This window comes from Streptomyces sp. NPDC031340 (assembly GCF_055569945.1).
The window spans coordinates 1-24,286 of record NZ_JBVIIE010000021.1 but is presented as its reverse complement, the minus strand read 5'-3'; the positions used below and the strand labels follow the sequence as shown (position 1 = coordinate 24,286).

The 24,286-nt window shown below is 72.0% G+C and carries 27 protein-coding genes, 2 tRNA genes and 1 pseudogene; 19 read left to right on the top strand and 11 right to left on the bottom strand.

Annotated features, from left to right (window positions below):
• Positions 1-222: 222 nt before the first annotated feature.
• Positions 223-1,473 (bottom strand): annotated as a pseudogene (locus ACZ5GT_RS18195) (IS256 family transposase).
• On the opposite strand from ACZ5GT_RS18195, the gene ACZ5GT_RS18190 reads away from it, so the two are divergent.
• The 12 genes from ACZ5GT_RS18190 to ACZ5GT_RS18135 all read left to right on the top strand — a co-directional run bounded on the left by ACZ5GT_RS18190 (position 1,472) and on the right by ACZ5GT_RS18135 (position 7,982).
• Positions 1,472-1,882 (top strand): site-specific integrase, encoded by a 411-nt coding sequence (locus ACZ5GT_RS18190; protein WP_469024424.1) that lies wholly within the window; start codon positions 1,472-1,474, stop codon positions 1,880-1,882. The pseudogene ACZ5GT_RS18195 and the gene ACZ5GT_RS18190 sit on opposite strands and share 2 nt — an antisense overlap.
• Positions 1,858-2,229: a tyrosine-type recombinase/integrase gene (locus ACZ5GT_RS18185; RefSeq protein WP_469024421.1), complete on the top strand. Its 372-nt coding sequence runs from the start codon at positions 1,858-1,860 to the stop codon at positions 2,227-2,229. The genes ACZ5GT_RS18190 and ACZ5GT_RS18185 overlap by 25 nt, the downstream gene beginning before the upstream one ends.
• Before the next feature lie 285 nt (positions 2,230-2,514).
• Positions 2,515-2,868, top strand: a complete 354-nt coding sequence (locus ACZ5GT_RS18180; protein WP_469024418.1) for a hypothetical protein — start codon at positions 2,515-2,517, stop codon at positions 2,866-2,868.
• Positions 2,861-3,211 carry a DUF6907 domain-containing protein gene (locus tag ACZ5GT_RS18175; RefSeq protein WP_469024411.1) on the top strand — a complete coding sequence of 117 codons (351 nt, stop codon included), beginning with the start codon at positions 2,861-2,863 and terminating at the stop codon, positions 3,209-3,211. Before ACZ5GT_RS18180 ends, ACZ5GT_RS18175 begins: the two co-directional genes overlap by 8 nt.
• Positions 3,208-3,732 carry a hypothetical protein gene (locus ACZ5GT_RS18170; protein ID WP_469024406.1) on the top strand — a complete coding sequence of 175 codons (525 nt, stop codon included), beginning with the start codon at positions 3,208-3,210 and terminating at the stop codon, positions 3,730-3,732. Before ACZ5GT_RS18175 ends, ACZ5GT_RS18170 begins: the two co-directional genes overlap by 4 nt.
• A complete protein-coding gene (locus ACZ5GT_RS18165; RefSeq protein ID WP_469024399.1) occupies positions 3,729-4,517 on the top strand; it encodes a hypothetical protein in 789 nt (262 codons plus the stop codon). The genes ACZ5GT_RS18170 and ACZ5GT_RS18165 overlap by 4 nt, the downstream gene beginning before the upstream one ends.
• Positions 4,514-4,678, top strand: a complete 165-nt coding sequence (locus ACZ5GT_RS18160) for a hypothetical protein (RefSeq protein ID WP_469024391.1) — start codon at positions 4,514-4,516, stop codon at positions 4,676-4,678. The genes ACZ5GT_RS18165 and ACZ5GT_RS18160 overlap by 4 nt, the downstream gene beginning before the upstream one ends.
• Entirely contained in the window at positions 4,675-4,995 is a 321-nt protein-coding gene (locus ACZ5GT_RS18155) for a hypothetical protein (RefSeq protein ID WP_469024382.1), read from the top strand. Before ACZ5GT_RS18160 ends, ACZ5GT_RS18155 begins: the two co-directional genes overlap by 4 nt.
• Before the next feature lie 95 nt (positions 4,996-5,090).
• Positions 5,091-5,258 (top strand): hypothetical protein, encoded by a 168-nt coding sequence (locus ACZ5GT_RS18150; protein ID WP_469024378.1) that lies wholly within the window; start codon positions 5,091-5,093, stop codon positions 5,256-5,258.
• Positions 5,259-5,260: 2 nt separating this feature from the next.
• Positions 5,261-5,428, top strand: coding sequence for a hypothetical protein (locus tag ACZ5GT_RS18145; RefSeq protein WP_469024371.1), 168 nt, complete (start codon positions 5,261-5,263; stop codon positions 5,426-5,428).
• An 87-nt stretch (positions 5,429-5,515) separates the two neighbouring features.
• Positions 5,516-7,606 carry a cell division protein FtsK gene (locus tag ACZ5GT_RS18140; RefSeq protein WP_469024364.1) on the top strand — a complete coding sequence of 697 codons (2,091 nt, stop codon included), beginning with the start codon at positions 5,516-5,518 and terminating at the stop codon, positions 7,604-7,606.
• A gap of 163 nt (positions 7,607-7,769) precedes the next feature.
• The gene (locus tag ACZ5GT_RS18135) at positions 7,770-7,982 is read left to right on the top strand and encodes a hypothetical protein (RefSeq protein WP_469024359.1); all 213 of its coding nucleotides are present in this window, start codon (positions 7,770-7,772) and stop codon (positions 7,980-7,982) included.
• Between the two features lie 47 nt (positions 7,983-8,029).
• Here the strand turns inward: ACZ5GT_RS18135 and ACZ5GT_RS18130 are convergent, their stop codons facing one another.
• Positions 8,030-9,280 carry a helix-turn-helix domain-containing protein gene (locus ACZ5GT_RS18130; RefSeq protein ID WP_469024352.1) on the bottom strand — a complete coding sequence of 417 codons (1,251 nt, stop codon included), beginning with the start codon at positions 9,278-9,280 and terminating at the stop codon, positions 8,030-8,032.
• A 151-nt stretch (positions 9,281-9,431) separates the two neighbouring features.
• On the opposite strand from ACZ5GT_RS18130, the gene ACZ5GT_RS18125 reads away from it, so the two are divergent.
• Positions 9,432-9,806 carry a DUF6415 family natural product biosynthesis protein gene (locus tag ACZ5GT_RS18125; protein WP_469024344.1) on the top strand — a complete coding sequence of 125 codons (375 nt, stop codon included), beginning with the start codon at positions 9,432-9,434 and terminating at the stop codon, positions 9,804-9,806.
• A gap of 186 nt (positions 9,807-9,992) precedes the next feature.
• The gene (locus ACZ5GT_RS18120) at positions 9,993-10,565 is read left to right on the top strand and encodes a hypothetical protein (RefSeq protein WP_469024337.1); all 573 of its coding nucleotides are present in this window, start codon (positions 9,993-9,995) and stop codon (positions 10,563-10,565) included.
• Here ACZ5GT_RS18120 and ACZ5GT_RS18115 read toward each other — a convergent pair.
• The 7 genes from ACZ5GT_RS18115 to ACZ5GT_RS18085 form a co-directional block, all read right to left on the bottom strand.
• Positions 10,562-10,960 (bottom strand): hypothetical protein, encoded by a 399-nt coding sequence (locus ACZ5GT_RS18115; RefSeq protein ID WP_469024332.1) that lies wholly within the window; start codon positions 10,958-10,960, stop codon positions 10,562-10,564. The genes ACZ5GT_RS18120 and ACZ5GT_RS18115 overlap by 4 nt on opposite strands.
• 577 nt (positions 10,961-11,537) lie before the next feature.
• Entirely contained in the window at positions 11,538-12,263 is a 726-nt protein-coding gene (locus ACZ5GT_RS18110; protein ID WP_469024327.1) for a hypothetical protein, read from the bottom strand.
• 11 nt (positions 12,264-12,274) lie between these two features.
• Positions 12,275-12,544 carry a hypothetical protein gene (locus tag ACZ5GT_RS18105; RefSeq protein ID WP_469024324.1) on the bottom strand — a complete coding sequence of 90 codons (270 nt, stop codon included), beginning with the start codon at positions 12,542-12,544 and terminating at the stop codon, positions 12,275-12,277.
• A gap of 143 nt (positions 12,545-12,687) precedes the next feature.
• A complete protein-coding gene (locus tag ACZ5GT_RS18100) occupies positions 12,688-13,995 on the bottom strand; it encodes an AAA family ATPase (RefSeq protein WP_469024321.1) in 1,308 nt (435 codons plus the stop codon).
• Entirely contained in the window at positions 13,992-14,819 is an 828-nt protein-coding gene (locus ACZ5GT_RS18095; RefSeq protein WP_469024318.1) for a bifunctional DNA primase/polymerase, read from the bottom strand. Before ACZ5GT_RS18095 ends, ACZ5GT_RS18100 begins: the two co-directional genes overlap by 4 nt.
• Positions 14,820-14,904: 85 nt before the next feature.
• The gene (locus tag ACZ5GT_RS18090) at positions 14,905-15,138 is read right to left on the bottom strand and encodes a DNA-binding protein (protein ID WP_469024316.1); all 234 of its coding nucleotides are present in this window, start codon (positions 15,136-15,138) and stop codon (positions 14,905-14,907) included.
• Positions 15,135-15,338, bottom strand: a complete 204-nt coding sequence (locus ACZ5GT_RS18085; RefSeq protein WP_469024312.1) for a helix-turn-helix transcriptional regulator — start codon at positions 15,336-15,338, stop codon at positions 15,135-15,137. Before ACZ5GT_RS18085 ends, ACZ5GT_RS18090 begins: the two co-directional genes overlap by 4 nt.
• Positions 15,339-15,391: 53 nt before the next feature.
• On the opposite strand from ACZ5GT_RS18085, the gene ACZ5GT_RS18080 reads away from it, so the two are divergent.
• Together ACZ5GT_RS18080 and ACZ5GT_RS18075 are read left to right on the top strand one after the other, a co-directional pair.
• Positions 15,392-15,967, top strand: a complete 576-nt coding sequence (locus tag ACZ5GT_RS18080) for a helix-turn-helix domain-containing protein (RefSeq protein WP_469024308.1) — start codon at positions 15,392-15,394, stop codon at positions 15,965-15,967.
• The gene (locus ACZ5GT_RS18075; RefSeq protein WP_469024304.1) at positions 15,960-17,129 is read left to right on the top strand and encodes a tyrosine-type recombinase/integrase; all 1,170 of its coding nucleotides are present in this window, start codon (positions 15,960-15,962) and stop codon (positions 17,127-17,129) included. Before ACZ5GT_RS18080 ends, ACZ5GT_RS18075 begins: the two co-directional genes overlap by 8 nt.
• Positions 17,130-17,249: 120 nt before the next feature.
• Here ACZ5GT_RS18075 and ACZ5GT_RS18070 read toward each other — a convergent pair.
• A tRNA-Arg gene (locus ACZ5GT_RS18070) sits at positions 17,250-17,322 on the bottom strand.
• Positions 17,323-17,514: 192 nt separating this feature from the next.
• Positions 17,515-17,605 (bottom strand) — tRNA-Ser (locus tag ACZ5GT_RS18065).
• Positions 17,606-17,774: 169 nt separating this feature from the next.
• Between ACZ5GT_RS18065 and ACZ5GT_RS18060 the strand changes: the two genes are divergently transcribed.
• The 3 genes from ACZ5GT_RS18060 (at position 17,775) to ACZ5GT_RS18050 (ending at position 24,124) form a co-directional block, all read left to right on the top strand.
• Complete coding sequence (locus ACZ5GT_RS18060; RefSeq protein WP_469024300.1) at positions 17,775-18,260, top strand: SSI family serine proteinase inhibitor; 486 nt, start codon at positions 17,775-17,777, stop codon at positions 18,258-18,260.
• A 278-nt stretch (positions 18,261-18,538) separates the two neighbouring features.
• Positions 18,539-23,434, top strand: coding sequence for a PAS domain-containing protein (locus ACZ5GT_RS18055; protein ID WP_469024293.1), 4,896 nt, complete (start codon positions 18,539-18,541; stop codon positions 23,432-23,434).
• A 135-nt stretch (positions 23,435-23,569) separates the two neighbouring features.
• Positions 23,570-24,124, top strand: coding sequence for a hypothetical protein (locus ACZ5GT_RS18050; RefSeq protein WP_469024286.1), 555 nt, complete (start codon positions 23,570-23,572; stop codon positions 24,122-24,124).
• Positions 24,125-24,286: the final 162 nt, after the last annotated feature.

Here is a 24,286-nt window from a genome sequence, read left to right as displayed (position 1 = left end):
GCGCTCGGCCCACGGGTTCAAAGGCGAGGCCGAGGCGGAGGGCGGTGGCCCTGTGGTCCAGGTGCCGCAGCACAGCGGACTGTGCCATGGTCTGATCTGGATCGGTGAGGACCTTCTTGACCAGAGCCGTCTCCTCAGCCGCCGGTGACCTGCACGAACTCGCGAAGGTGGGCAACGAGACGCAGGTGCTCGGCCGGCTCTTCCTGCGGGCGTCGTAGGGTCTCATGCGGCTTGGTCCTGACGCTCGACCAGGACGCCGTTCTCGAACCTCGCTCCCGCGCGGACGAGGGCGACGAGCTGGGCCCCGGTGATCGCGCGCCAGCGGGCCTGGGCGGACTCGACGAGCTTGAACACCATGGCGAGCGCGGCGGCCGGGCTGCCGGCGCCGCGGGTGACCTTGGTGCGGAGCTTGACGGTGGAGAAGGTCGACTCGATGGGATTCGTGGTCCGCAAGTGGATCCAGTGCTCGGCCGGGAAGTCATAGAAGGCCAGCAGTTCCTCCTGGTCGTCGGCGATCTTCGCGACGGCTTTGGGGAACTTGGCGCCGTAGGTCTTCGCGAATGCATCGATCGCCTTCTCGGCGTGGGCGCGGTCCTCGGCGTTGTAGATCTCCTGCATCGCCTTCGTCGCGCCCGGCTGTGCGGACTTCGGCAGGGCGTTCGTGACATTTCGGGCTTTGTGGACCCAGCAGCGCTGATGCCGGGCGGCGGGGAACACCTCGGCCAGGGCCTTCCACAGGCCCATCGCGCCGTCGCCGACGACGAGTTCGGGGTCGCGCATGCCGCCGCGGCGGCAGTCGCGCAGCAGGTCGGCCCACGACTCGGTGGACTCGCGCAGCCCCTCGGCCAGGGCGATCAGCTCCTAAGTGCCGTCCAGGCGCACTCCGAGCAGGACCAGGACGCAGGAGTGGGCCTGGCCGAGGCGGACCTTGGGGTGCACCCCGTCGGCCCACACGTAGACGAAGTCGCTGTCCGCGAGGTCGCGCTCCTGGAAAGCGGCGTGGTCGTCGCTCCACTGCTTGGTCAGCCGGGTCACGGTGGCCGGCGACAGCCCGGCCGAGGAGCCGAGGAACTGCTCGAGTGCGGGCACGAAGTCGCCGCTGGACAGCCCGTGCAGGTAGAGAAGCGGCAGCACCTCGCTGACCTTGGGCGACTTGCGGCACCACGGCGCCAAGATCTTCGAGGAGAACCGCATCCGCTCGCCGGTGGCCTCGTCCACGCGCCGGTCGTTGACCCGGGGCGCGGTGACCTCGATCGGCCCGGCCGCGGTGGCCACGGTGCGGGACCGGTGGCGGCCATTGCGGACCACCAGACGGCGGCCACGCTCGTCGGTCTCCGCGGCCAACTCGGAAATGTACTGGTTGACTTCGGCCTCCAGGGCGGCGGCGAGCATCCGCCGGGCGCCTTCGCGGACGATCTCGTCGATCAGGGAGCCGGTCTCGGTCGAGCCGTCGGCGGTCACTACGCTGAGCATGGGCGTGCCTTCCCAACCCGCGCTGCGAACGCGGGTCTACTCGGTGACTGGTCGATCAATCACCCGGGAAGGTACGCCCTTCGTGCGCTCCCGGGGCGCCGATCCACAAGTCCTGAGCATTGCTCTGTGGCTGCTGCTCGTGTCCACCGGCCTGCGCCGCGGCGAGGCTCTCGCCCTCACCTGGTCTGACGTCGACCTCGCGAACGGGCAACTCCGGGTACGCCGGAACGTTCAGCGCATTCGGCGGGAGCTGCTCTTCGGCACCCCGAAGACCAAGCGGTCCATCCGTACGGTGTCCCTGCCGAGAGCCTGCGTGCGAGCCCTCACGCTCACCTCGAACAGCAGCAGCGTGAGCGGAAGGTCGCGGGCGAGAAGTGGAAGCCTGTGCCGAGACAGCCGGACGGGCTGATCTTCACCACGCCGTCCGGCCGCGTCCACGATCCCCGCGGCCTCAACAGGATGCTGGAGATCCTCTGCCGAGACGCGCACGTGCGCCGCGTACGCGTTCACGACCTGCGTCACACCTGCGCCTCGCTGCTGCTCGCTCAGGGAGTCGACCCCCGCACGATCATGGAGACGCTCGGCCACAGCACGATCACGATGACGCTCGACACCTACGCGCACGTGATGGGGACAACGCTCCGGGCCGCCGCCGATCAATGGACGACGCTCTCAGGTTGGACGACTCCGCCGAAGATTCAGAAGACCAGGAGAAGTCGAGCAGCGACGACTGAGCGCCGTCTGCGGCCGCGTTGATGTCATCGGCTGATGTCAAAGGCCCCTTGGGATGATCCCAAGGGGCCTTTGACCTGTGTGCACTCGGCAGGATTCGAACCTGCAACCTTCTGATCCGTAGTGATCTGAACGGCTTCCACGGGTTCCACACAGTCCAGAGACAGCCACTTGAGGCCAGGTCAGAAGCTCCAAGTCCCCACGCTTCCGCGCAGTCTGTGAGACGCGCGTGAGACGGGACGGCGCCGCCCGGTGCTCCACACACCGAACGGCGCCTTGATCAAGACCCAGCGATCAGGAGTCCAGACCATGAGCAACACCGTACAGATCTTTCCCGCCGCCTTTGGCGAGGTTCTCTCGAGCGGAGACGCGGCCCACCTCAAGAACCCGGACGTGGCCCTTACGGGGGTGCACATCACCGTCGGCCAGGCCCTCAAGGCGGAAGAGCGGGACGCGATCCGCCGTTCCGTCCCGGACCAGCTCCCTAGCGTGGCTGCGTTCCTCGAGGGCATACGCGCCCCGCACGCGAAGACGCTCAAGGGCGCCTCTCCGGCGGTCGTGGCGTGGGCCGAACTGCTCGAGGACTACGTCGCGGGCCAGCCCGACCCGAAGCAGGCCCTCGCCACCGTTGAGGCCGCCCTGCTGGCGGTGACCGGTGAGTGAGCGGACCGTCACCCTGGCGACGACCGACGCCGGCGCTGTCACCCTGCCGGAAACGGCCTGGTGCATCGGCCACGCCGGACACCGTCCCGGCTACCGGGTCGACATCTTCCACCGGGGCCCTGACCACCGCGTCGTCTTCCGCGGCCACACGATCGGCGAGGCCGCGCTCGTGCTGTACCCGTTCGCGGCGGACGCCCGACCCGGGGTCACGGTGAGCCTGCTGGGCAACACCCTCGATGCCTTGGGGCTGTACGACCTGGCGGCCGCCCTCGACACCCACGCCGACCAACTGCGAGAGCTGGCCGACGAACTCAGCGCGCTGCACGGAGGTGCGGACCGATGACCATCCGAGAGACCCTGCACGGTGCCGCAGCCGATGGCTGGCGCGAGCCGAGCGACGTCGACACCGCGGTCCGTGTGGCCCGACGCTTGCTCGAGGACTACGCCGGCGTCGACCACGGCGACGTGTTCGCCCTCAACCAGGCGCACGGCGCCATCACCGAAGCCCTGCGCATCCTCCTGCGAGCCGTGGCCCCCGCGACGGAGGCGCCCCCGGCGTGCACGATCGAGCGGTGCGCGGCCGCGCATCCCGATGACCCGACGCCGTGCAGCGGCCCGGTGGCGGTGACCGTGCTGGACGCGGCAAACGCCAGCGCCGTCGGCTGCGAGCACCACGGCGCGCGACTGCTCGCCTCGATCGAGGGCGCCAGGGTCTATGCCCTGCCCGACGCCCCCGCTGACACCGCCCTGCGCGTGTTCAAGGCCGCCGACGCCATCCGCCCCTTCCCCTGGGTCAACGGCCCGCGCACCATGCCGTCTCAGCGCAGCCGTGCCGAGAACCGCCGCGGTGGTGGGGGCCTGTGAACCACGACTACCTCAAGTGGGGCGCCCTTCTGTTCGCCCTCGTCGCCACCGCCTCGGCCGAGTACGACCTCGCCCGCGCGGTCGGCTTCAGCCAGTGGGTTGCCGCGGCCGTGCCGGGCGCCCTCGACATCTACACCGTGCGGGCCCTGCGCGCTCACCGTGACGTCCTGACGGCCGTGGCCGCGCTGATCGCGGTGAACGCGGCAAGTCATCTCGTGACGGCCGGCCTGTTGCCCGTCGACTGGCCCCTCGTTGTCGCCGTCGCCGCGATCTCCCCGCTCGTCCTGTGGCGGGTGCACCGCCTCGCCGACGTACCCGAGGAGACGCCCGCCGAGGAGCCCGTCGAGTACACGGCCGAGGCGGAAGCGGAACCCGTACCCGCCGTACCGGAGCCCGTCCGGCCGATCCCTCCGGCCGTACCCGAGGGGGCGCGGCTGCTGCCGATCGTCGCCCGGCCGGCGCCCGCCGCGAAGGCGCTTGTGCCCGCCGCCGAGTACGCCCGTACCCGCGCAGAGGTACGCGCCGAGTACGTACCCGACGAGGCATGGAAAGCCGACCACGAGTACCTGATGGGCGGCAGTCACGCCGACGAGCTGGCCCCACTCACCGAGTACGGCGTCGGCCTGGCCGCCGAGCAGTTCAAGGAGGAACTGCTGGCGGGCAAGGTCCCGTCCATCCGCGCCATCAAGGACCGGCTCAACGTCGGCCAGGACAAGGCGAAGCAGATCCAGGAAGCGTTCCGTGAGGCTCTGCCGAAGCTGGCAGGTCAGGGGGTGTCGTCATGAAGTGGCTGCTGCTCGGGGCCGTGCTGGCCGTGCTGCTGCTGTACCCGCCGCTGCTGCCCTCCGTGGGCGCGTGGCTGCTCGCCAAGCCCGTCCTGGTGGCGTTCGCGGCCGGCTTGGCCGCGGGCCTGCGTGCGCCGTGGCTGCGGAGGTGGGCGCGATGACCGACGACGCCCTGCAGAAAGCCATCGCCGCCGCGGGTGATGCCGCACAGGACAGCCAGCAGTTGGAGCTGATGAAGGCCGTCCTGATGGGGCAGGCCATCGCGCAGGCCATGCAGCCGCAGCAGCCGGCGGCCTGCCAGCACCAGCACCGCGAGCCGGTGAACGTCGGCCGCTGGCTCGGTATCGGCCTCGCCGTCTGCGTCGGCTCCGTCGGCCTCGCCCTGGGCTTCTTGGCCGTCGCTATCGCCGCCCCGTGCGCCACGGCCTGCCTGCTCGTCCTGCGCGCCATGTGGCGCGACTACCAGAAGGGCCGCTGACCTGCCCTTCCGTCCTCCGCCTACTGATCCACCTGGATCAGTAGCGGGGGTGCGGTGGGGCCGGACAGCCCGGCCCGCAACCCGCAGGAGAAGACATGAGCAAGTGGTACTACCTCGCCCAGGACCGCAACCGCAACACGACCGGCCGGGGCACCGTCGACGCCGAGAACCACGACCGCGCGACCGAGGCCGCCTCCCGCGACGCCCGCAGCAAGGACGTCCCGTTCTACCGCCTCGTCGTCGGCAAGAAGAAGGACAACTGACCATGGCCGACGACCTGAAGCTCACGCTCAGCGAGAAGGCCGCCATCGTCCGCCTGGAGGCCCGCGGTGTGCGCCGCGCGGCCGCCGGCATCACCCACCAGCCCGACATCGACCGCGACATCGCCGCCATCAAGGAGCGCGCCCGCAAGCGGGCCGCCAAGCCCCAGTAGGTACGCCACGGGGCGCCCGTACCCGGCCAGGTACACCCGGGCGCCCCGTGTCCCGGACCGCCCAACAGAACGACCGGAGGAACCATCGTGACGGACACTGTCGCACTCGCCAAAGCCGATGACCCGGGTACGGCAGGTACGGCCGTACCCGAACGGCCGGGCACGCCGAGTACGCCCGTACCTGTCGACAACCCCAAGCTGCCCGCCCCGGGCGTCGTCGACGAGAAGCGGAAGCCGATCCTGCCGCCGTGGCTGCGCGACCGGGCCGAGTTCACGGCGGCCGCCAGGCACACCGCCGGCCGCCTCGGGTACGCCACCGCCTACCACGGACTGCGCGCCCCCTGGTACGCCCTGCAGCTCGCCGCCATGTCCCCGCGCGGCGCCTGCCGCTTCGTCGCCGAGACGAACCGGTGGGTGTGGGACCGGGAGGCCGCCCCGCTCCGCGACCACGCCGTGCGCACCGAGGACGTAGACGAGTACCTGAACCTTGCCCGGCTGCGCGGCAACCGCGTCCGGCTGCGCGGCCTGGTCGCCGTCGTCGCCGCCGTGTTCGGCGCAGGGTTCGCCCTGTGGCTGTACGTCATGGCGCCCGCGTTCCTGGGGGCGTTCGCCGCCGGCGGCGTGCTGACCCTCGGCTACCTCGGGCAGCAGCCGGACGCGCCCGTCATCGGCCCCGCGGTGATGCGGACCGAGCTGCAGCGCCTCACCGGGACGATCGTCCTGCGCGGCCTGGACGCCATCGGCAACCCGCGCATCTCGGCCGCCATCAAGAAGGGCGGCGACATGGACGGGATGCGCTTCACCTCGGAGATCGTCCGCGACGGGCCCGGCTACCGTGCCGACCTTGACCTGCCGTACGGCGTCACCCCGGACGACATCATGGAGAAGCGCGAGGCACTCGCCTCGGGCCTGCGCCGCAAGGTCGGCTGCGTGTGGCCGTCCGGCGACCCCGACGAGCACGAGGGCCGCCTGGTGCTGTGGGTCGGCGACAAGCCGATGAACGAGACCAGCAAGCCGCCGTGGCCGCTGCTGAAGGACGGGCAGGTCGACCTCTTCCGGCCGGTCGTGTTCGGCAACGACCAGCGGATGCGGTGGGTTGAGGTGACGCTGATGTTCGCCTCGGTCGTCATCGGCTCCATCCCGCGCATGGGCAAGACGTTCCTGCTCCGTCTGCTGCTGCTCATCGCCGCGCTGGACCCGCGGGCGTGGCTGCTGCCGTTCGACCTGAAGGGAACCGGCGACCTCGGCCCGCTCGAGCCCGTCGCCCACCGGTACCGGTCCGGGGAGGAAGACGAGGACATCGAGTACATCCTGCACGCGCTGCGGGAGGTCAAGGAGGAGCTGCGGCGCCGGGCGAAGGTGATCCGGTCCCTGCCGCGCACGCGCTGCCCCGAGTCGAAGGTGACCCCGGCTCTGGCCAGTGACAAGAGCCTCGGTCTGCACCCGATCGTCATCGGCATTGACGAGTGCCAGGTGCTGTTCGAGCACGACAAGCACGGCGCCGAGCTGGAATCCATCTGCACGGACATCACCAAGCGCGGGCCGGCTCTGGGCATCATCGGCATGTACGCCACGCAGCGGCCCGACGCGAAGTCGCTGCCCACCGGTATCAGCGCGAACGCGGTGCTGCGGTTCTGCCTGAAGGTCATGAACCACACCGCAAACGATCTGGTGCTCGGTACCGGCATGTACAAGTCGGGTATCCGCGCCACCATGTTCAGCCGCCGTGACCTCGGCATCTGCTGGATGGGAGGCGAGGGCGACGACCCGCGCATCGTCGCCTCCGCGTTCGTCGACGCGCCCAAGGCCGAACTCGTGGCCGCGCGAGCGCGGAAGATGCGCGAGGAGTACGGCAACATCACCGGCCACGCCATCGGCGAGGGACCGGCGAAGACCGTGGGCATGGACGTCCTCGGCGACGTCCTCGCCGTCATGGGCGCCGACGAGAAGGCCGTGTGGTGCGAGCGGATCGCCGACCGGCTCGCCGAACTGCGGCCCGACGCCTACGCCGACTGGAAGGGCGAGAACGTCACCGCGGCCGTGAAGCCGTGGGGCATCAAGACGGGCCAGGTATGGGGCAGCACCGACGACGGCGAGGGCGCCAACCGGCGCGGCATCAAGCGCGCCGACGTCGTCGCCGCCGTCACCCGCCGAGAAGCCGACCGGCTCGCCGGCTGACCCTCACAACGACCGCTAGACCTAGCACCCCGCCCCGCTAGGTCTAGCGGCCCCGCTAGCACCGAATCCGGCCCCTGAGCAGGCAACTAGCGCCTAGCAGGGGCACCACCCACACCCCGGGAACCGCCCGGAACCGGAGGGAAGGCACCTCATGCTGCTTGCTATGGCCGCGCTCGTTCTCTGGCTCGGCGGCTACGCCGTACTGTGCGCCGTGAAGCCGTTCGCCCCGTGCCGCAGGTGCGGCGGCCTCGGCACCATCGAGCGGTTCGGGAAGACGAAGATGTGCCCGCGCTGCCTCGGCAGGAAGCTGCGGCTGCGCGTCGGCCGGCGGGCCCACAACGCATGGCGCCGGACGTACGACGACGGCACGCGCTGACACGGCCGCAAGCCCCTGTCCTCGGTCCTCGAGGGCAGGGGCTCTTCTCATGCGAGCAGCAGATGCCCGTGCTCCGCCAGGACGGCTCGCACCTCGGGCACATCGTCGAACTCCTTCAGCCGCTCGAGGACCGCTCGGGTACGGGAGGCGGTCCGGTCGGAGGCGAGGTCACCGGACAGTTCGATGACGCGCAGGGCCTCCGCTGCGGCCCGCTCCGGCTCGTTGGCGTCCGCCAGGGCCACGGCGAGCCACGACCGGTACAGGGCCAGTTCCCGGGCGTGCGTCACGTCGTACCGGGCGAGGACGTCGGCGAGCAGGGGCACGGCGCGCAGCGGCCGGCGCAACTCTGTGAAGACCCGGGCGTCCATCACCTCGAGTTCTTCCCGACTCACCCAGTACGCCCACAGCGGCGCCTCGCCGTGGCAGTCGTCGGTGAGCGCGTCGTGCGCCTCGCCGAGCGCCCGCAGCGCCTCTTGGGCGTGCGAGCGGCCCGCCTTCGCGTGCGCCCACGCCACCCGGTCGAGAAACAGTGCCCGCGTCTTGCCGGGGGCGTCGTCGCCGGCCTCGTCGACCGCGGCCTGCGCCAGGCCGATGCCGTCTTGCACCCGCCCTGAGTTCGACCACTGGTAGGCCAGAGACCCGGCGAGGTTCGCCGTCAACGGGCCGTCACCTGCCTGCCGTGCTGCGGAGATCCCGAGCCGGTAGGCGCGCTCTGCGTCCTCGAGACGGCCCGCGTCGGAGGCGATCCAGCCGGTGATCTGCGCAAGCTCCCCGATCTGCTCGAGCAGGGCACGCCCGACGTCGTCGGCGTAGGAGGCTTCGCGGTGCAGGGTCACGGCGGCGGACAGCTCCCGGAACGCGGGGGCGATCAGGTCCCCGCCCGACAGGACGTCGTCGGCGAGCCGCAGGCCATGCACCCGGGCTGCCAGACCCTCGACCTGTGCCGCGCTGATACGGCGCCCTGTACGAGCCGCCAGCGGCTCCAACGGGTCCCCGGGCGGTAGGAGTTCGGCGAGCGTGGCAGAGGCGCCGGGAAGCTGCGCCAGGCGGTCGCCGCGGGCGTAGGCGGCGGCCTGCCGTAACTGCGTGTCCGGGGTGCGCAGGGCGGCGGCGAGGAACGGCAGCCACACCTCGGGCACCCGGCCGCCCCGCTCCCAGCGGGACACCTCGTTCCGGGTGACCGACTGGACACCGGACAACGTGCACAGCAGGCCGGCGAGCTGGCGTTGCGACTTGCCGGTGCGACGGCGCAGCCCTGCGAGGTACTGGCCGAACTGGCGTCTGCGGTCCTCTGCCATCGGGCCCCCTTCCGGCTGCCAGTCTGGCCCCCTCCTGGCCCCCTGTGTGGCTCCTTCCCTGCCAGTTCACCCGCGATTCGATGACGGGCACAAGCAGCGCCCCGGCGACCGCTGACACGGCCCCGGGGCTGGCCGACTACCAGGAGTCGACATGCCGCACGCTACCGCCCGCTCCGCCGTCACGGCAGAGGACCACCAGCACCCGCCGGACATCGCTACGATGCGCGCCACCGTGCGCCGGCTGCTCGCCGACGATGCCGAAACGCCCGAGCCGGGCGAGCTGTCCACCCTGGCGCTGATGCTGCGCGGGCACATCAACGTCCTCATCCCGAGCGTCGAAGCGGCGGCCCGGGACCTGCCGAAGGACGACGTCCCCCGGGCGTGCGCGCTGGCGTGCGTCGGCGAGGCCCTCATGAGACTGCGCCTGGGCGACGGGAACAACGACCCCGTGCGCCTGGCCGTGGCCGTCAAGCTGGCCCGCTCGGTGAACGCGCTCGCCGACCACTTCGAGAGCCTCACCCAGTGAGAGCCGTCGCCGCACTGCTTCTCTACGTGGCGGCCGTGACCGGCCCGGCCCTGGCCGTGGTGCTGGCGCAGGCACCGCCCTGACGGCCGCCCCCTCAAGCCCCGGCGCCTCCGCGGAGTGCAGTGTCCCGCGGGGGCGCCGGCCACGCACCACCCGCCCATTCCGGCCCATCGAGAGAGGAACCTCATGTCCCACATCGAGTTGCCCGCGGCGCGCACCGTCGCAGACGCCGCGAAGGTGATCCTGGACGGCATCAAGGGCGACAAGGAGTTCGGCGCGTTCAAGGCCGCGTCACTGGAGTACAGCGACGACTGGCAGTGCTTCACCGGCTTCCCCGTGGTGCAGCGGTGGAACCTCGAGGCGGACGCGCCCGCGCTGTTCGAGGAAGGCCTGCGCGCCCTGGCGCTCAAGGCCGCGGTGTATGCGCTCACCGCCGACGACCAGGTGGCGGAGATCCCCATCGCCGTGCCGGTCGACGAGATGACCCACGCGATGCTCGCCCAGGCCCAGTTGCTCGGGCGGATCGCCGACGCCCGCGGCATCGCCATCATCCACCAGACCGACCAGGAGCACACCGACTACCGCGCGGGCGGATACACCCACGACTGCTACCGCCTGGCGTGGGGTGAGCCGCCCGCCCGCTACTGGCTCGACCACGAAGAGGTCGTCCGGCGCCGCGGCGTGCTGGCCGGCCTGTACGAGAGCATCGGCATGGGCCGCTCCGGCCGGGAGCACGCCCTCGACTTCGCCGCGGCCTAGCCGAGAGCGGCGCGCAGCACCGCCGTGACGTCCGTGCCGGGGTCCGCGGCGAGCAGGAGCGCAGTCGCCTGCTCGATCACCTCGTCGCAGGCTTCCGGCGGTGCCGCGTCCAGCACCGCGCGTACCCATGCGGGGACCTCGCCGGCCTCGGCGGGCGGCGGGGTCTCCCACGGCAGCGGCAGTCCGTCGCTGGCATACGGGGCGGCAGGCAGACCGACCCGCTCGGGGTGCACGCACACGGGCACACCGGCCGCGGTGAACCGGTGGCCGGTCGCCGGGTCGAAGGGGCAGTCGCGGGAGGGGCGTTCGACGACGTCGAACGCGCCGCCTGGGCACCGCAGGGACGGGCATACGCCGCACACCGGCCGGCCGTCCCGGGCGAACGCATCGGTCATTCCTCACCGCCTCGTTGTGGTGGGCAGCAAGGTACCGGCAGAGGCTCCCAGGCGCTTGTCACCCGCCCGGGCGCTCCGTGTGCCCGCGTCCGCCTCAAGGGCCCGGCGTACCGGGCTGACTTGTGGCCTCTTCGCAGGGGGTTTCTCGAGGCCGTACGCCCGGGCGCCCTCGTGCCGACGCCCGCCCCGCTCGAGGCAGTCGGCTCCCTGAGCGGAGACGATCAGCGCAGGTGGCACGGAGTCCTCGAGGGCGCCGGCCTGGCGGCCGCGGAAGCGGGAGGCGTGGCCAAGCCGGGGCCGATTGACGCCTCGTGTGGGGTCTCCCAGACCCGTACACAGAGAGAGTGCCCTCCCCCGCGGTCTTCTGTGCGCGCGCCCGCGCGGGTGCGCCCCCACCCCTGCGCGGGCGAACGCACGACTCCGAACACAGCAGGACGCCAGCACACCCAGCCTGTGGGCTGTGCTGGCGTCCTGCGTGCAGTTCCGCGCTGCGGCTGCTGCGCTCAGACGGTCGACCACGCTGCGGCTGCGGCCACGGGCCACCCTGGCGCAGGGTGGCGGAGCGGCGCTCCCCGAGTCACGCGGCGGCGTTGCGGATGATGCGCTGGTACTCGGCGTCCTGCTGGCGCTTGCTGGGCATCCAGAACACGGCGTCGTGGTCGATCAGCCAGCCGAGCTTGATGTGCATCGGCGCGCCTGTGCCCCACGGCCAGGCCGGACCGAAGCCGGTGCCGGCGGTGCGCCACTCGGGCACGAGGTCGGGGATGTTGCGGATCTCGGCAAGCGGGCTGGCCTTGCCCATCGGATCGGCGATGTACTCGCGGGTGGATCCGGTGTCCTCGCCTTCCCCTCGCAGGGTCGACCAGGCGTCGCGCAGTGCGCCGTACCAGACGGTTGCCTGGTGCAGCTCGAGGATGGCGGAGCGGACGTTGTCGGGCTCGCTCAGCATGTCGAGAGTTGCACCGGTCATGTTGGCGTACTGCCCGGCCGTACGGCGCGCGGCGCGGAAACCGTCGAGCCGCTCGTCGAGCGCGGGCTGCAGGTGCTCGGCGACGACGGTCTCGAGGGCGCCCCAGGCGCCGAACTGGCCCAGGCGCACGGCGACGTCCTCCGCCTGCTGCTCGCGCTTCTTGTCGACCCAGACGCGGGCGCCGTAGGAACGCGTCTCCTGGCCGTCCTCGATGAGCTGCACGAGCTGGTCGTAGTCGTTCAGCACGTCCTGGGGCAGGGTGAACCAGCCCTGTCGGGACGCGTGGACCAGGCGGTGCGCGCGGGTGGTGCTGATGGTGTCTGCGGCGTGCATGGGTTCTCCTGTCACTTGCTGTTGCGGTAGCTGCGGACGGACGGGGTTCGGGTGGTGCCGTACATGCGGAGGTTGCCGACCGCTTCGGCGACGTCCTCGGCGGAGGCGGTGCGGTAGTCGACGGGCTCGGCGTCCGGTGCGGTCGTCGGTACCGTCCGCCCCGTGTGGCCGTGGCTGTGGACGCGGGCGACCGCTTCGGCGTACTCCGCCGGGGAGGCCTGGCGGTAGTCGGCGGTCGGCTCGGTGGGAGGCGTGGCCGGCTCGGGCGTGTTGGGGTCCATGGGTTCCTTCCTGGTTCGGTGTTCTGGTGCGCGGTGCGGGCGTTGTTGGCGGTCCGCGTGGAGGGTGGTCAAGGTTCGTCACGAGGGCGCCGCTCCTGTCCGGGGGGCTCGAACGTGCCGCGCTGAGGAGGGCAGGCGGGCCGTCATCCGGTCCTCGCCAGGGCTGTGTCCGGCTCGGCTCGGTCGTGTCGGCTGACCTCGCGGGGCGTCACCGTGAGTGATGTCTGTCCGGGCGTCGCGCCATTGGCGCCGCCATTCACGCCATTCACGCCAGGCTCCGAACCCTGGCGTGAATGGCGCGACTGTGGCGCGACTGCCGAAGCGGGTTCACTCTCCGTGTCGGGGAAGTGCTCGATGATGCGCCATACCGAGCCCTTGCCGAAGCCCGCGCGCTCGGCCTTGACGCCTGCCTTGCGCATGGCGCGCTGAAGGGTGCGTTCGGAGATGTCGTCGGCGGCCGCCGCCTTCTTCACGTCCTTGCTCGAGGCCTCGCCGCCCTGGCTCTCGAGGTAGCCGCGCAGCCACTCGGCGGCGTTGTCCCGCTCGCCCCTGTCGGTCTCCTGCCCGGCGGAGAGGATCTCGTCGACGGTGCGGTCGGCGCGACCGGTGAAGACGAACTTGCCCACGCGGGCGTCCCCGGCCCGGGTGGGTACGGTGGCCGACTCGATGACGTACGAGAGCGAGGGGAGGTCGGCGCGCCCGAGGCTGTTCTTGGCCTGGGTCATGACGCGGCATTCGTTGTCGTCGTCACGGGCGAAGCCGAAGACGGCGCGAGGGACGTTCTTGAAGGCGCCCGAGCCGGTGATGAGCGAGGCCGGGTCGGTGCTGCTGCCCTTGTTGAAGTGCGCGATGCCCAGCAGAACGGCGCCGGTACGGTCGGCCATGCGGGCGAGGGGATCGAGGGCCAGGCGCACGTCTCGCTCGCGGTGGGTGTCGATGCCCTTGCCGATGCACGACATCAGCGGGTCGAGGACGACCAGGGCCACGTCGTGCTCGGCGATGGCCTGCTCCATCAGGGAGTTGTCCTGCGGCAGGCTGAGCGTCGTCTCGCCGTACTCGGCCTCGACCGCTTCCACGCGGAAGACGAGATCGAGGTTCGCGCCGGCGCCGATCAGGCGGGGCACGATCGTCTGCTTCCACGAGTCCTCGACCGCCACGTAGAACACCGCGCGCGGCCGTCCGTGGAACGAGCCGGGCAGGGTGCCGCGCGTGATGTGCGCGGCCATCCACATGCCGAACGAGGACTTGCCCGTGCCCTCCCGTCCGGCCGCGACCGACAGGGCCCCGGCGGGCACGCGGCCCTCGCCGTCGTCGACCCATGCCCACACCACGGGCTCCGGTTCGATGTCCGACGCGCGGGTGATCTTCAGTGTGCGGCGGGGCGTGAGCGAGGCCTCGGTGATGCCGTTGCGCTCGAGCGTCTCGCGGGCAGCGTCGTGCAGGTCCGTCACGCGACAGCTCCCGTCCTGTGCGGCGCTCGCTCAGCGCTGCGCAGCGTCCTCGATGCCTCTGCGTCTGACAGGCCGATGCGGGCCGCCGCGTCCATCAGCGCCCCGTACACCGCCTCGCCGTCGACCTTGCCCAGGCGCACCAGCTCGAGGGCGCGGCACCCAGCCCAGAAGAGGCGGGAGTTCCGCTCGCCCTCGCGCGCCTCAAGGACGAACGCGACCAGGCCGACCAGGCCGTCGAACGGACGCGCCGACAGGATCGGCGACACGGCGGGCCGTGCCGGGGCGGTCGGGGCACCGAGGAACGCCGGCCACTCGGCGAGCGGGTGGCCGAACCGTCCGTCGCCCGACCAGCGGTAGCGGGTGCCTGACGGGTGAAGCGAGGGCGCGGCGACGATGTAGCCGTTGGACTTCACGTCGATGCCGGGTCCGAGCTTGCCGGGCAGGTCCGTGCCGGGGTGGGAGTAGACCAGGTGCAGGCCGTCCCCTCCGGTGATCTGCATGAGCGTGCCGGGCAGTGGGCCGTGCTGCGACTCGAGGTCGCACAGCGTCGACCGACCGCCGTTGCGCGGGTCGATGTCGACCACGGCCAGGCCGTTCGGCGCGCACGGCAAGCCGATGCCGGCGGTGGGGTAGTGGCGCCACCAGGCAACGATCTGCTGGGGGTCGCGGGTGGCGTCGTGGTAGCCGTGGCCGTGCTGCCCGCATTCGCCACGGCAGGGGTGCCCCGCCTCGTGAGCGCGGGGGATCGCCGGCGTCTTGCCCGCGAGGGGGAAGACGCTCCAGCCGTGCTGCGCGTAGGCGAGCGCGTGTGCCACGATGGGCACCGACCCGAAGCCTGTTGCGAGGTCGTTTCGGTCCCCAGGTGATTGCAGCACCTGGGGACCGCTTGCGTTGTGGTTCATGCGTTCCTCACTTCTCGCCTGACAGGACACGGACCAGGTCGGCCGTGATGATCAGGCAGCGGGACCCGAGCGGCAGCGTCTTGACGGGGGACTCGCCGCGCTTGATCAGCCCGTAGAGCTGGGACTTGCTGATGCCCATGGCGTTCGCCGCGCTGCAGACGCTGACGGTGGCCGGCCACCCGCGGACGTCCTCGAGCGTCGGCCGCTCGTTCTCTGGCTTGAGCCGGGCCGCCGTCGTCATCGGTCACTCCGAGCCTTGATGGTGTGCTCTTCGATCCACCGCTCAATTGCGCTGCGGCGGTACCGAACGCGGGCGTACTTGCCCGGGCCCGTCTTGACGTAGTCGGGCCCGGTGCCTCGCCACCGGTAGTTCGCGAGGGTCTGCGGAGCGATGCCGTACTCAGACCGCACTTGCTTGGCGGTAAGTAGCTGTTCGGGCACTTTTCCACCTTGGATGAGTTGAGTTTGGAATCGGATGCGTCTATATTCGACGCATGCCGCAGACGATAACAGACGTTCCGAAGCTCAGAAAGATCCATCTGCCGCCTAGGCTGAAGCTCATGACCGAGCAGAAGACAGGCCGCGGTGCTGTCGCCATGGGCCCCACCGCCGAAGCCGTAGCTGCGAACGTGCGCCGGATCCGAGCTGGCAAGGGGATCTCGACGTACCAGCTCGCCGAGGCACTCCGTAAGGCAGGCCGGCCGATCGCTGCGTCCGCCATCTCCAAGCTGGAACGCGGCGACCGCAAGGTAGACGTCGATGATCTGATGGCCTTGTCCGTGGCCCTCGACGTCAACCCGTCGGCTCTACTGCTGCCCGACACCATCGAGGGAGACGCACAGCTCACGGGTGGCGGAACGGTGCCCTCGGTATCCGCGTGGGCCTGGGCAGACGGGAAGAGCCCGCTGCGCGTGCCGGAGGGAGACGACGGCACAGCACAGCTCGACTTCACGCGCTGGTCCCGCCCTCGAGGTAAGAGGCGCCGCTACAACCTCATGACCGCGGCCGGCCGTGAGGCCGCCCTTGCCGACACGCACCGGGACGTCGACGAGGAAGGCGAGCATGGCTGACCCCATCAAGAAGGTGACGCTGACAAGCGGCAAGGTCCGGTACCGGTTCGTCGTCGACATCGGCCAGGACCCGGCGACCGGCAAGCGCCGGCAGTTGACGGTCACGAAGGACACGAGAAAAGAAGCGGTCGCGGAGTACGCGCGGATCCAGCATCAGAAGGCCACGGGATCGTTCGTCGCTCCTTCCAAGGCCACGGTGTCGGACGTGGTGGACATGTGGCTGAAGAGCGCGACGCGGGACGTGGAGGTGGCCACGAAGCGGTCGTACGAGGACGCGATGCGGTACGTCCGCACGCACCTTGGCGAGAAGCGGGTGCAGCTGCTCAACGAGGACGACGTGGAGTCGCTCATCGACTGGATGCTGACCAGCGCGCGTCGCATCGGCGGGAAGCCCGGCACGGGCTTGAGCGTCCGGACCGTGAGCCTGACGCTCGGCCGCTTTCGGGCCGCGTTGAACCTGGCGATCCGGCGGGGCCTGGTGACGCGGAACGTGGCGGAGCACGTGACCATTCCGAGGCAGGCCCGAAAGGACGACAAGGCTCGCAGGAAGGCGCGCGTGCCGTGGACTGAGGATGAGGTGAAGACCTTCCTCGCGCACGTCGCGGGTGACCGACTGTACGCCGTGATGCTGCTGTCCCTGATCGGTCTGCGGCCGGCGGAGGTCTGCGGCCTCCGGTGGGCGGACATCGATCTCGAGACGGGCACAGTGTCCGTGGAAGAGACGCGCACTCTGGTGGCAGGTGAGGTGATCGAGAAGGACACCAAGTCCTCGTCCGGGGAACGGAAGCTGCCGCTGCCCACGATCGTCCTTGCCGCGCTGAGAGCCTTCCGCTCCCGCCAGGCGCGCGAGCGCCTGGCCGCGGGCGAGGGTTACGAGGCGTCGGGGCGCGTCGTCGTCGACGAGTTGGGGGCCGCGGTCAAGACGGACTGGCTCCGCCGGCGAGCGTACGAGCGGATGCAGACGGCGGGCGTACGCAAGGTCCGTCTGTACGACGCGCGGCACGCCTGCCTGTCGTGGATGGCGAACAACGGCGTACCGGACACCGTTGTGTCGGCCTGGGCCGGGCACAGCGACCTGTCGTTCACGAAGCGCACCTACGTCCACCCCGATCCGCAGTCGCTCAAGGCCGGTTCGGACAAGCTGTCCGAACTGCTCGGCTGAGCATGATCCAAAAGGGAATGTGAGAAACCGTGAGACGAACACTCGCCAGACACGACAAAGGCCCCGATCCGCCGGGGCGGTTCAGGGCCTCTGACCAGCACTCTAGGTGCTTCTCTCTAGTGCACTCGGCAGGATTCGAACCTGCAACCTTCTGATCCGTAGTCAGATGCTCTATCCGTTAAGCTACGAGTGCTTGTTTTGTTTTCCGCCTGTCCTGGTCCTTTCGGCCCCGTCCCGGCGACAGGAAGAACATTACATGACTGCCGCCGCCATGTGAAATCCGTTTGGTCCACCCCTTGTGACCTGGGAAAACGCCGTCACGGGGGGGGTGGGACGGGAACGACGAAGCCCCGGTCCTGGGGACCGGGGCTTCGGTGATGCAGCGCGGAGGCGGAGGGATTTGAACCCTCGATGGGCTTTAAGGCCCAAACCGCATTAGCAGTGCGGCGCCATAGACCGGACTAGGCGACGCCTCCAGCACAACCTCCCGCGCGAGCGCGAGTGGTGCGTGCAGATGATGACACAGTCGAGTGCGGTGTCACCAATCGCCTCCCACGGTACTAGGCCGGAAGCCCGCAGGGCAAAGCCCTTGCCGGTGACGGGTGTGGCGCGCAACGTCCGGCGGCTTGCCGCGTTAGTCAGGTCATGCTGCAGGCCATCCCCCGCACCCTCGTCGCCGCCACCGCCGCGACCGTCGCCGCCTTCTCCGTCGTACCCGCAGTGATGCCCGCCGTCGCGTACGCCGCGGCGGGTCCGCTCGCGCCGCCGCCCGTCCGTGACGAGGACCGCGGCGGCGATCACCTCGTGGTCACCGTGCACCACGCCGGCCAGGGGCGGGACGGGACCTACGAGCTGTACTGCCATCCCGCGGGCGGCAGTCACCCCGACGCCGCCGACGCCTGCGCCGCGCTCGACCGGGGGACCCGGTGGGGTACGGACGTCTTCGCCCCCGTCCCGGACGGCAGCGTGTGCACCATGCAGTACGGAGGGCCCGCCACCGCGCACGTCACCGGCACCTGGGCCGGACGGCCGGTGGACGCGGTGTACGACCGCGGTGACGGGTGCCGCATCGCCCGCTGGAACGGGCTCGTGCCGCTGCTGCCCGATCTCGATTCCCACGGACGGCCGTGACACACGCGGCGTCTCGCGGCGGCACGTCTCAGGGCGGGATCGGGGCTTCGGGGCTTCACCGAAGCCAGGTGGAAGTCCCGCGGAGACCGGGCCCCGGGCGGGCGACGTGGTCACGGCGGGGTCACGGGTTCTGCGTCATTTCGTTGTGCGACCTCCCTCTCATCCGGCGTCGGGAGCGCAACCGCTGCCCTTAGACTCCCTCGCGTGACACGTCGCGGGCAGGTTGGCAAGATGGCCCGAGCGGTCAGCAAAGGGCGGTAACAGGGAGGAAGCGTCTCGTGAGCAGCAGGCCATCCCGAGGCGCTGCTCGCCTCGCAGCCATACTGGACGCGCTTCCCGACGCGTTGGTGCTGGTCAACGCCAACGGGACCGTCGTCAACGCCAACACCATCGCGCTCGAGGCCTTCGAGGCGCCGGGGACCGCCCTCGTCGGGCGCGGGCTGCTGGACCTGCTGCCACAGTTCGACTCCAAGCTCATCCCGGGGTCCATGCGGCGCCCGGACCACATGGACCCGCGCGGCCGGACCAAGCCGACGCGGATGATCGCCCGGCGGACCGACGGGGCCGAGTTCCCCGTCGAGGTCACCAGCGCGAATCTGGAGAGCGGCCACCAGGCGTACGACAGTCACGGCTACAGCGGCGACGAGCTGCTGATGCTCGTCGTACGGGACCTCACCGGCACCGTGGACACCGAAGCCGAGCTGGCCCGCTCGCAGCGGCAGACCGAGATGATCCTGCGGGCCGCGTCCGAGGGCGTGGTGGGCACCGACACCGACGGGCGCATCGTCCTCGTCAACCCGGCCGCCGCCCAGATCCTCGGCTACCGGGCCAGCGATCTCGGCGGGCGCGAGCTGCACACGCTCGTCCTGCACTCCCGCGCCGACGGCTCGCCCTTCCCGTACGACGAGTCCCCGCTCGCCGACACCCTGCGCTCCGGGCGCAAGCACCGGGTGCGCGGGCAGGTGGTGTTCGCCAAGAACGGCGACGCGCTGCCGGTCGACCTGACGACCGCGCCCGTGCGCGACGGCGACCAGCTCGTCGGCGCCGTCATGACCTTCACCGACCGGCGGCCCTACGACGCGCTCGCCGAGGAGAAGAACGAGCTCGAGAAGCGGCACGCGGCGGAGCTGGAGCGGATCGAGGAGGAGCACGCCTCGGAGCTCACCGCCCTCCGCCAGAAGCACGTCACCGAACTCGAGGAGTTGCAGGAGCAGCACGACGAGGAACTCGCCGCCGGGGAGGAGCGGTACGCCGCCCTCGGCGAGCGGGAGAAGGACCGCTACGAAGCTCTCGCCGGGCGGCACGAGCAGTTGCTGACGCTGCTCGGCCGGTCGCTGCGCGGGCCGCTGGAGGAGCTGCGGCGCGAACTCGCCACGCTGGCCGCCGACGACGCCGGGCAGTTGTGGCCCGAGGCCAACCAGGTCCTGCATCACCTCTCCGCCGGTTACTCACGGATCACCTCCCTCATCGACAACGTCCTCGGCTACCAGCGCCTCGACGCCGGCAGCGAGGAGATCAGCCGCACGAAGGTCATGCTCGACGCCGTCGTCGCCGCCGGCGTCGACGGGGCGGTGGAGCTGATCGGGCCCGGGCGGGTGCAGTTCGCGGTGCACGCCCCGCCCATCGAGGCCGAGGTCGACCCGCAGCGCCTCGCGACCGCGCTCGCGCACCTCGTCGCGGACGTCGCGGGGGTGGACGCGACCGGCAACACGCCCGTCTCGGCGGGCGGTTACATGGACAACACCGTCGTGGTGGCGGCGGCGCAGCGCGGTGAGGTCGTACGGATCGAGGTGCGCGGGCCGTACGCCGGGGGCGACCCGGTGCACGAGCCGATCGTGCGTGGGATCGTGCGCGCCCACGGCGGCGTGCTGCAGACACACGAAGTGCCGGGCATGAGCGGCAGCGCCTACGTGCTCGAGGTGCCCATCGGCGGTGGCGCCGGGGCCGTTCCGGCCGCCGAGGTCGCGGTCATCGAGGCTCCGGTGGCCGAGGTCCCGATGGCCGGGGCGCCGATGGCCGGGGCGCCGGCCGTCGAAGGGGCGGTACCGGCCGAGCAGCCGGGCGGTGGGCGGCGGCGGGCCCGGCGGTCCTCCGTCGACGCCTTCCTGGACAGCGAGGTCCCGGGCGGGCCCGGGACGGCCGAAGCGGGCGACACGGAGGGCAGCGCGCCCACCGGACGGCGCCGGAGGCGTGCGGCCGAGGAGGCTGCCGCCCAGGCGCAGGCACAGGGGCAGGAGCAGGGGCAGGTACCAGCGCAGGCGCAGGCGGCCGTCGAGGGTTCCGGCGGTACGGGGCGACGCCGGGGGCGGCCTGCCGAGGGCGCCGGGGAGGGCGTCTCCGAGGGCGCCGTCGTGACGGCTGCCGAGCACGCGGCCGGGACCGCCGCCGTGGGGACCGGGCTGGGCGGCACCGTGCCGCCGCAGGGCGTGCCGGCGCCGGGCGCCGGACACCACCGTGCCCGGCGTGACGACGGCGGGCAGCAGGCGTTGCCGCCGGCCCTGCCGGCTCCGTCCGCCCCTCAGCCGGACTCGAGCGTCCAGCCGTCCCAGTCGGCCCAGGCCGAGGGTGCCCAGCCGTCCGGGCGGCGGCGACGGGCCCTGGCCGCCGCGAACGAGCGCGCCGCCGCGCAGGAGGCCGGGCCCCGAGCGGTGTTCGCCCTGCCCCCGGCTGAGGCCGACCGCCCGTCCGGTGGGACGCCGACGGGTGCCGGAACGGAGGCGGGAGCTGAGGCCGTGGCCGGGGCGCCCGCGGGGGCGGGGGCCGTCACGCCGGGCGGGCAGGGACCGGTTCCGGTACAGGGACAGGTTCCCGCGCAGGTTCAGGTCCCGGGTCAGCCGCAGGCCGTCGCCGGGCAGGGCCAGGCACAGACGCCGGTTCCCGCCCAGGGAGTCGTGCCGGTTGCCGCCCAGGGAGTCGTGCCGGTTCCCGCGCAGGGAGTCGCGCCTGCGCAGGGGGCCGTTCCCGGGCAGCAGGTCATTCCCGCACAGGGGGCCGTTCCCGGGCAGCAGGCAGTTCCCGCGCAGGGAGTTGTTCCCGCGCACGGGCTCGCGCCCGCGCAGGCGGTGACGCCCGCACCGGGTATGGCGCCGGCGCAGCCTCAGCTTCCCGGCCAGCCGCAAGCTCCCGTGCAGCCCCAGGTACCCGGCCAGCCGCAAGCTCCGGTACAGCCTCAGGTTCCCGGCCGGCCGCAGGCACCCGCGCAGCCGCAGAGCGCCGGTCAACCGCAGGGTCCGGGCCAGCCGCAGTTGCCCGCGCAGGCCCAGGTTCCGGCGCAGGCCCAGGCTCCAGTGCCGGGGCAGGTTCCGGTGCAGGCTCAGGTTCCGGCGCCGGGGCAGGTCCCGGTGCAGGCTCAGGTTCCGGCGCCGGGGCAGGTCCCCGGGCACCCGCAGGCCCTGGTCCAGGACGGTCAAGGCGTCCCCGGTGGCGCTGTCCCCGACGACGGTCGGCACGACGCCGTTCCGCACGACCAGGCCGACGACCACACCCCGCCCCAGCCGCACCCCACGACCGCGCCGACGGGGCGTCGACGTCGTGCCGTGGCCCAGCCGGGCGTGGCGCCCGGAACGCCCGCGCAGGGAGTTCCGGTGCAGGAGGTGCAGCCCGGGGCTCCCGTTCCCCCGCAGGGCGCCCCGGCGTCGAGCGTGCAGCCGGCTCTCGGCCAGCCGGTCACCGCACCGGACGCGACCGGGCAGGTCGGCCTGCCCGCACAGCCCCTGCCGGCCCAGCCCCCGGCCGCACAGCCGGCGATTCCTCAGCCGGCAGTCGCGCAGCCCCCGCAGCCCGCCCCCGCCGAGCCCGTACCGGCCCAGCCGGTGCCGGCCCAACCCGTGCCCGCCGAGGCCGCCGGTCCGGCCCTCGCTGCCGCCCCCGCCCAGCCCTGGCCCGGCACCGGCGGCACCTCCGGCGCCGGTGTGCCCCTGGCGAACGCCGCTGCCCCGGCGCCGGTGGAGGCCGCGGCGCAGCCGCTGCCCGCCGAGGCCGTCGCGCCGGTCGATCCGAACTCCACGCAGGGGCGTGCGATCAGTGTGCGGACGCTGGGGCAGGGTGTGCCGTTCACGCGGCAGGCGGCCCAGGTCCAGCAGCAGGCCGCGACGCCCGCGCCGCATCAGCCCGGTGGCTCTGGCCGCCGGCGCAAGCTGGGTACGAGGGCCGACGCGGCCGCGGTCGCGGAGCAGGCCGCCCGGCCGCACCCGCAGGCCGAGCAGGTCCCCGTGCCGCCGCAAGCACAGCCCCAGCCCCAGGTGCAACCGCAGGCCCAGGCGCAGCCACAGCCGCAGGCGTCCCTGGCCGGGCAGGCGCGGCCGGCGCAGCCGGGCACCGAGGGGACCGGACGGTCGTACGCCATCGGCGCGCCGGACGAGAACGCCGCCGAGGGGCCCGAACCGCTGGACGGTCCGGGCGGAGCGGTGGAGGTCGCGGATCCGCCCCGGCCGCAGCCGATGGACGACGAGCTGCCGCCGGAGCCGCTGGACAACCCGCGCCGGCTGCTGGTGTGGCCGGCCCCGGACGTCACGACCCAGCAGGCGCTCAGCGACCGCGGCTACCGGCCGGTCATCGTGCACTCGCGCGAGGAGGTCGACGCGCAGATCGCCGCCTTCCCGGCCGCACTGTTCGTCGACCCGCTGACCGGTCCGATCACCCGCACCGCGCTGCAGTCGCTGCGGCAGGCGGCGGTGGCCGCCGAGGTGCCGGTGATGGTGACGGCGGGCCTGGGGCAGGCGACGCGCGAGGCGGCGTACGGCGCCGATCCGGCCGTTCTGCTGAAGGCGCTCGCGCCGCGCGACAGCGAGCAGCACCCGCCGCGCGTACTGCTGATCGAGGAGCACGCGGAGATCGCGCTGGCGCTGACCGCGACGCTGGAGCGGCGCGGGATGCAGGTGGCGCGGGCCGCGAGCGACGCGGACGCGGTGGCGCTGGCGGGACAGTTCCGGCCGAACCTGGTCGTGATGGATCTGCTGCAGGTGCAGCTGCGCCGGGCGGGGATCGTCGACTGGCTGCGCGCCAACGGGCAGCTCAACCGCACCCCGCTCGTCGTCTACACCGCCGCCGTCGACGCGGCCGACCTGCCGCGGCTGGCGTCCGGCGAGACCGTGCTGTTCCTCGCGGAGCGCTCCACCAGCGCGGAGGTGCAGGCCCGGATCGTCGACCTGCTGGCCCGGATCGGGACCAACTAGGGCAGACCTCGACCGGGACGGGTTGCGTGCTCGGACGGTGCCGCGAGCACCGACATCGAGTAACGATTACTCAGTTCCCCGGCACGGCTCGCTTGTCTTAGGAAGTGGTTGTTCAACTTTCTACGGAGGCGAGTTGTGAAGAAGCATGCGATGCGCGCGGCCCTGGTGGCCGGCGTCGCGGTCATGGCCGCGGGTCTTCCCGCGATGACGGCACAGGCGTCGTCCGCCGAGGCGGGCAGCGGTGCGACGACCTCGTACGAGAGAGGTCACGTGCTGTCCTGCCAGGGCCGGGCGGGAGACAGGTCCGTCCTGGTGGATCTGTACGACAACTCCCAGTACGGATCCTTCGTGTCGGTCAACATCGAGGGCTCCGACGGGGAGTACGGCGGCGGCTCGGAGCCCGCGCAGCTGTTCCAGAACGGTTCGGTCTCCGCCGACGTGCCCATCGAGCACTTCGGCGAGAACGGGGGCGACGCGGGAACGGCGACGATCCGCGGTACCTACGCGTTCACCGGAGAGTCGACCCGGATCCACGACGTCTACCGGGAGCCCACCTGGGTCGTCGTCACCCACGGCGTTCACCGGCAGCTCAGCTCCAGCGTCACCGTCGACGTCCTCGGTGAGACCGCGTCGCTGTCCTGCGACCCCTCTTTCGCGTACGACCTGAAGGTGACGCGGACCCCCATGTGACGCGCCCGCCCGCACCCTGAGCGTCCGCGCTGGTGGACGAGGGTGCGGGCGATGCGGTGAACATCCGGGAGGCGGGGGGGGGGGGGGGGGGGGGGGGGGGGGGGGGGGGGGGGGGGGGGGGGGGGGGGGGGGGGGGGGGGGGGGGGGGGGGGGGGGGGGGGG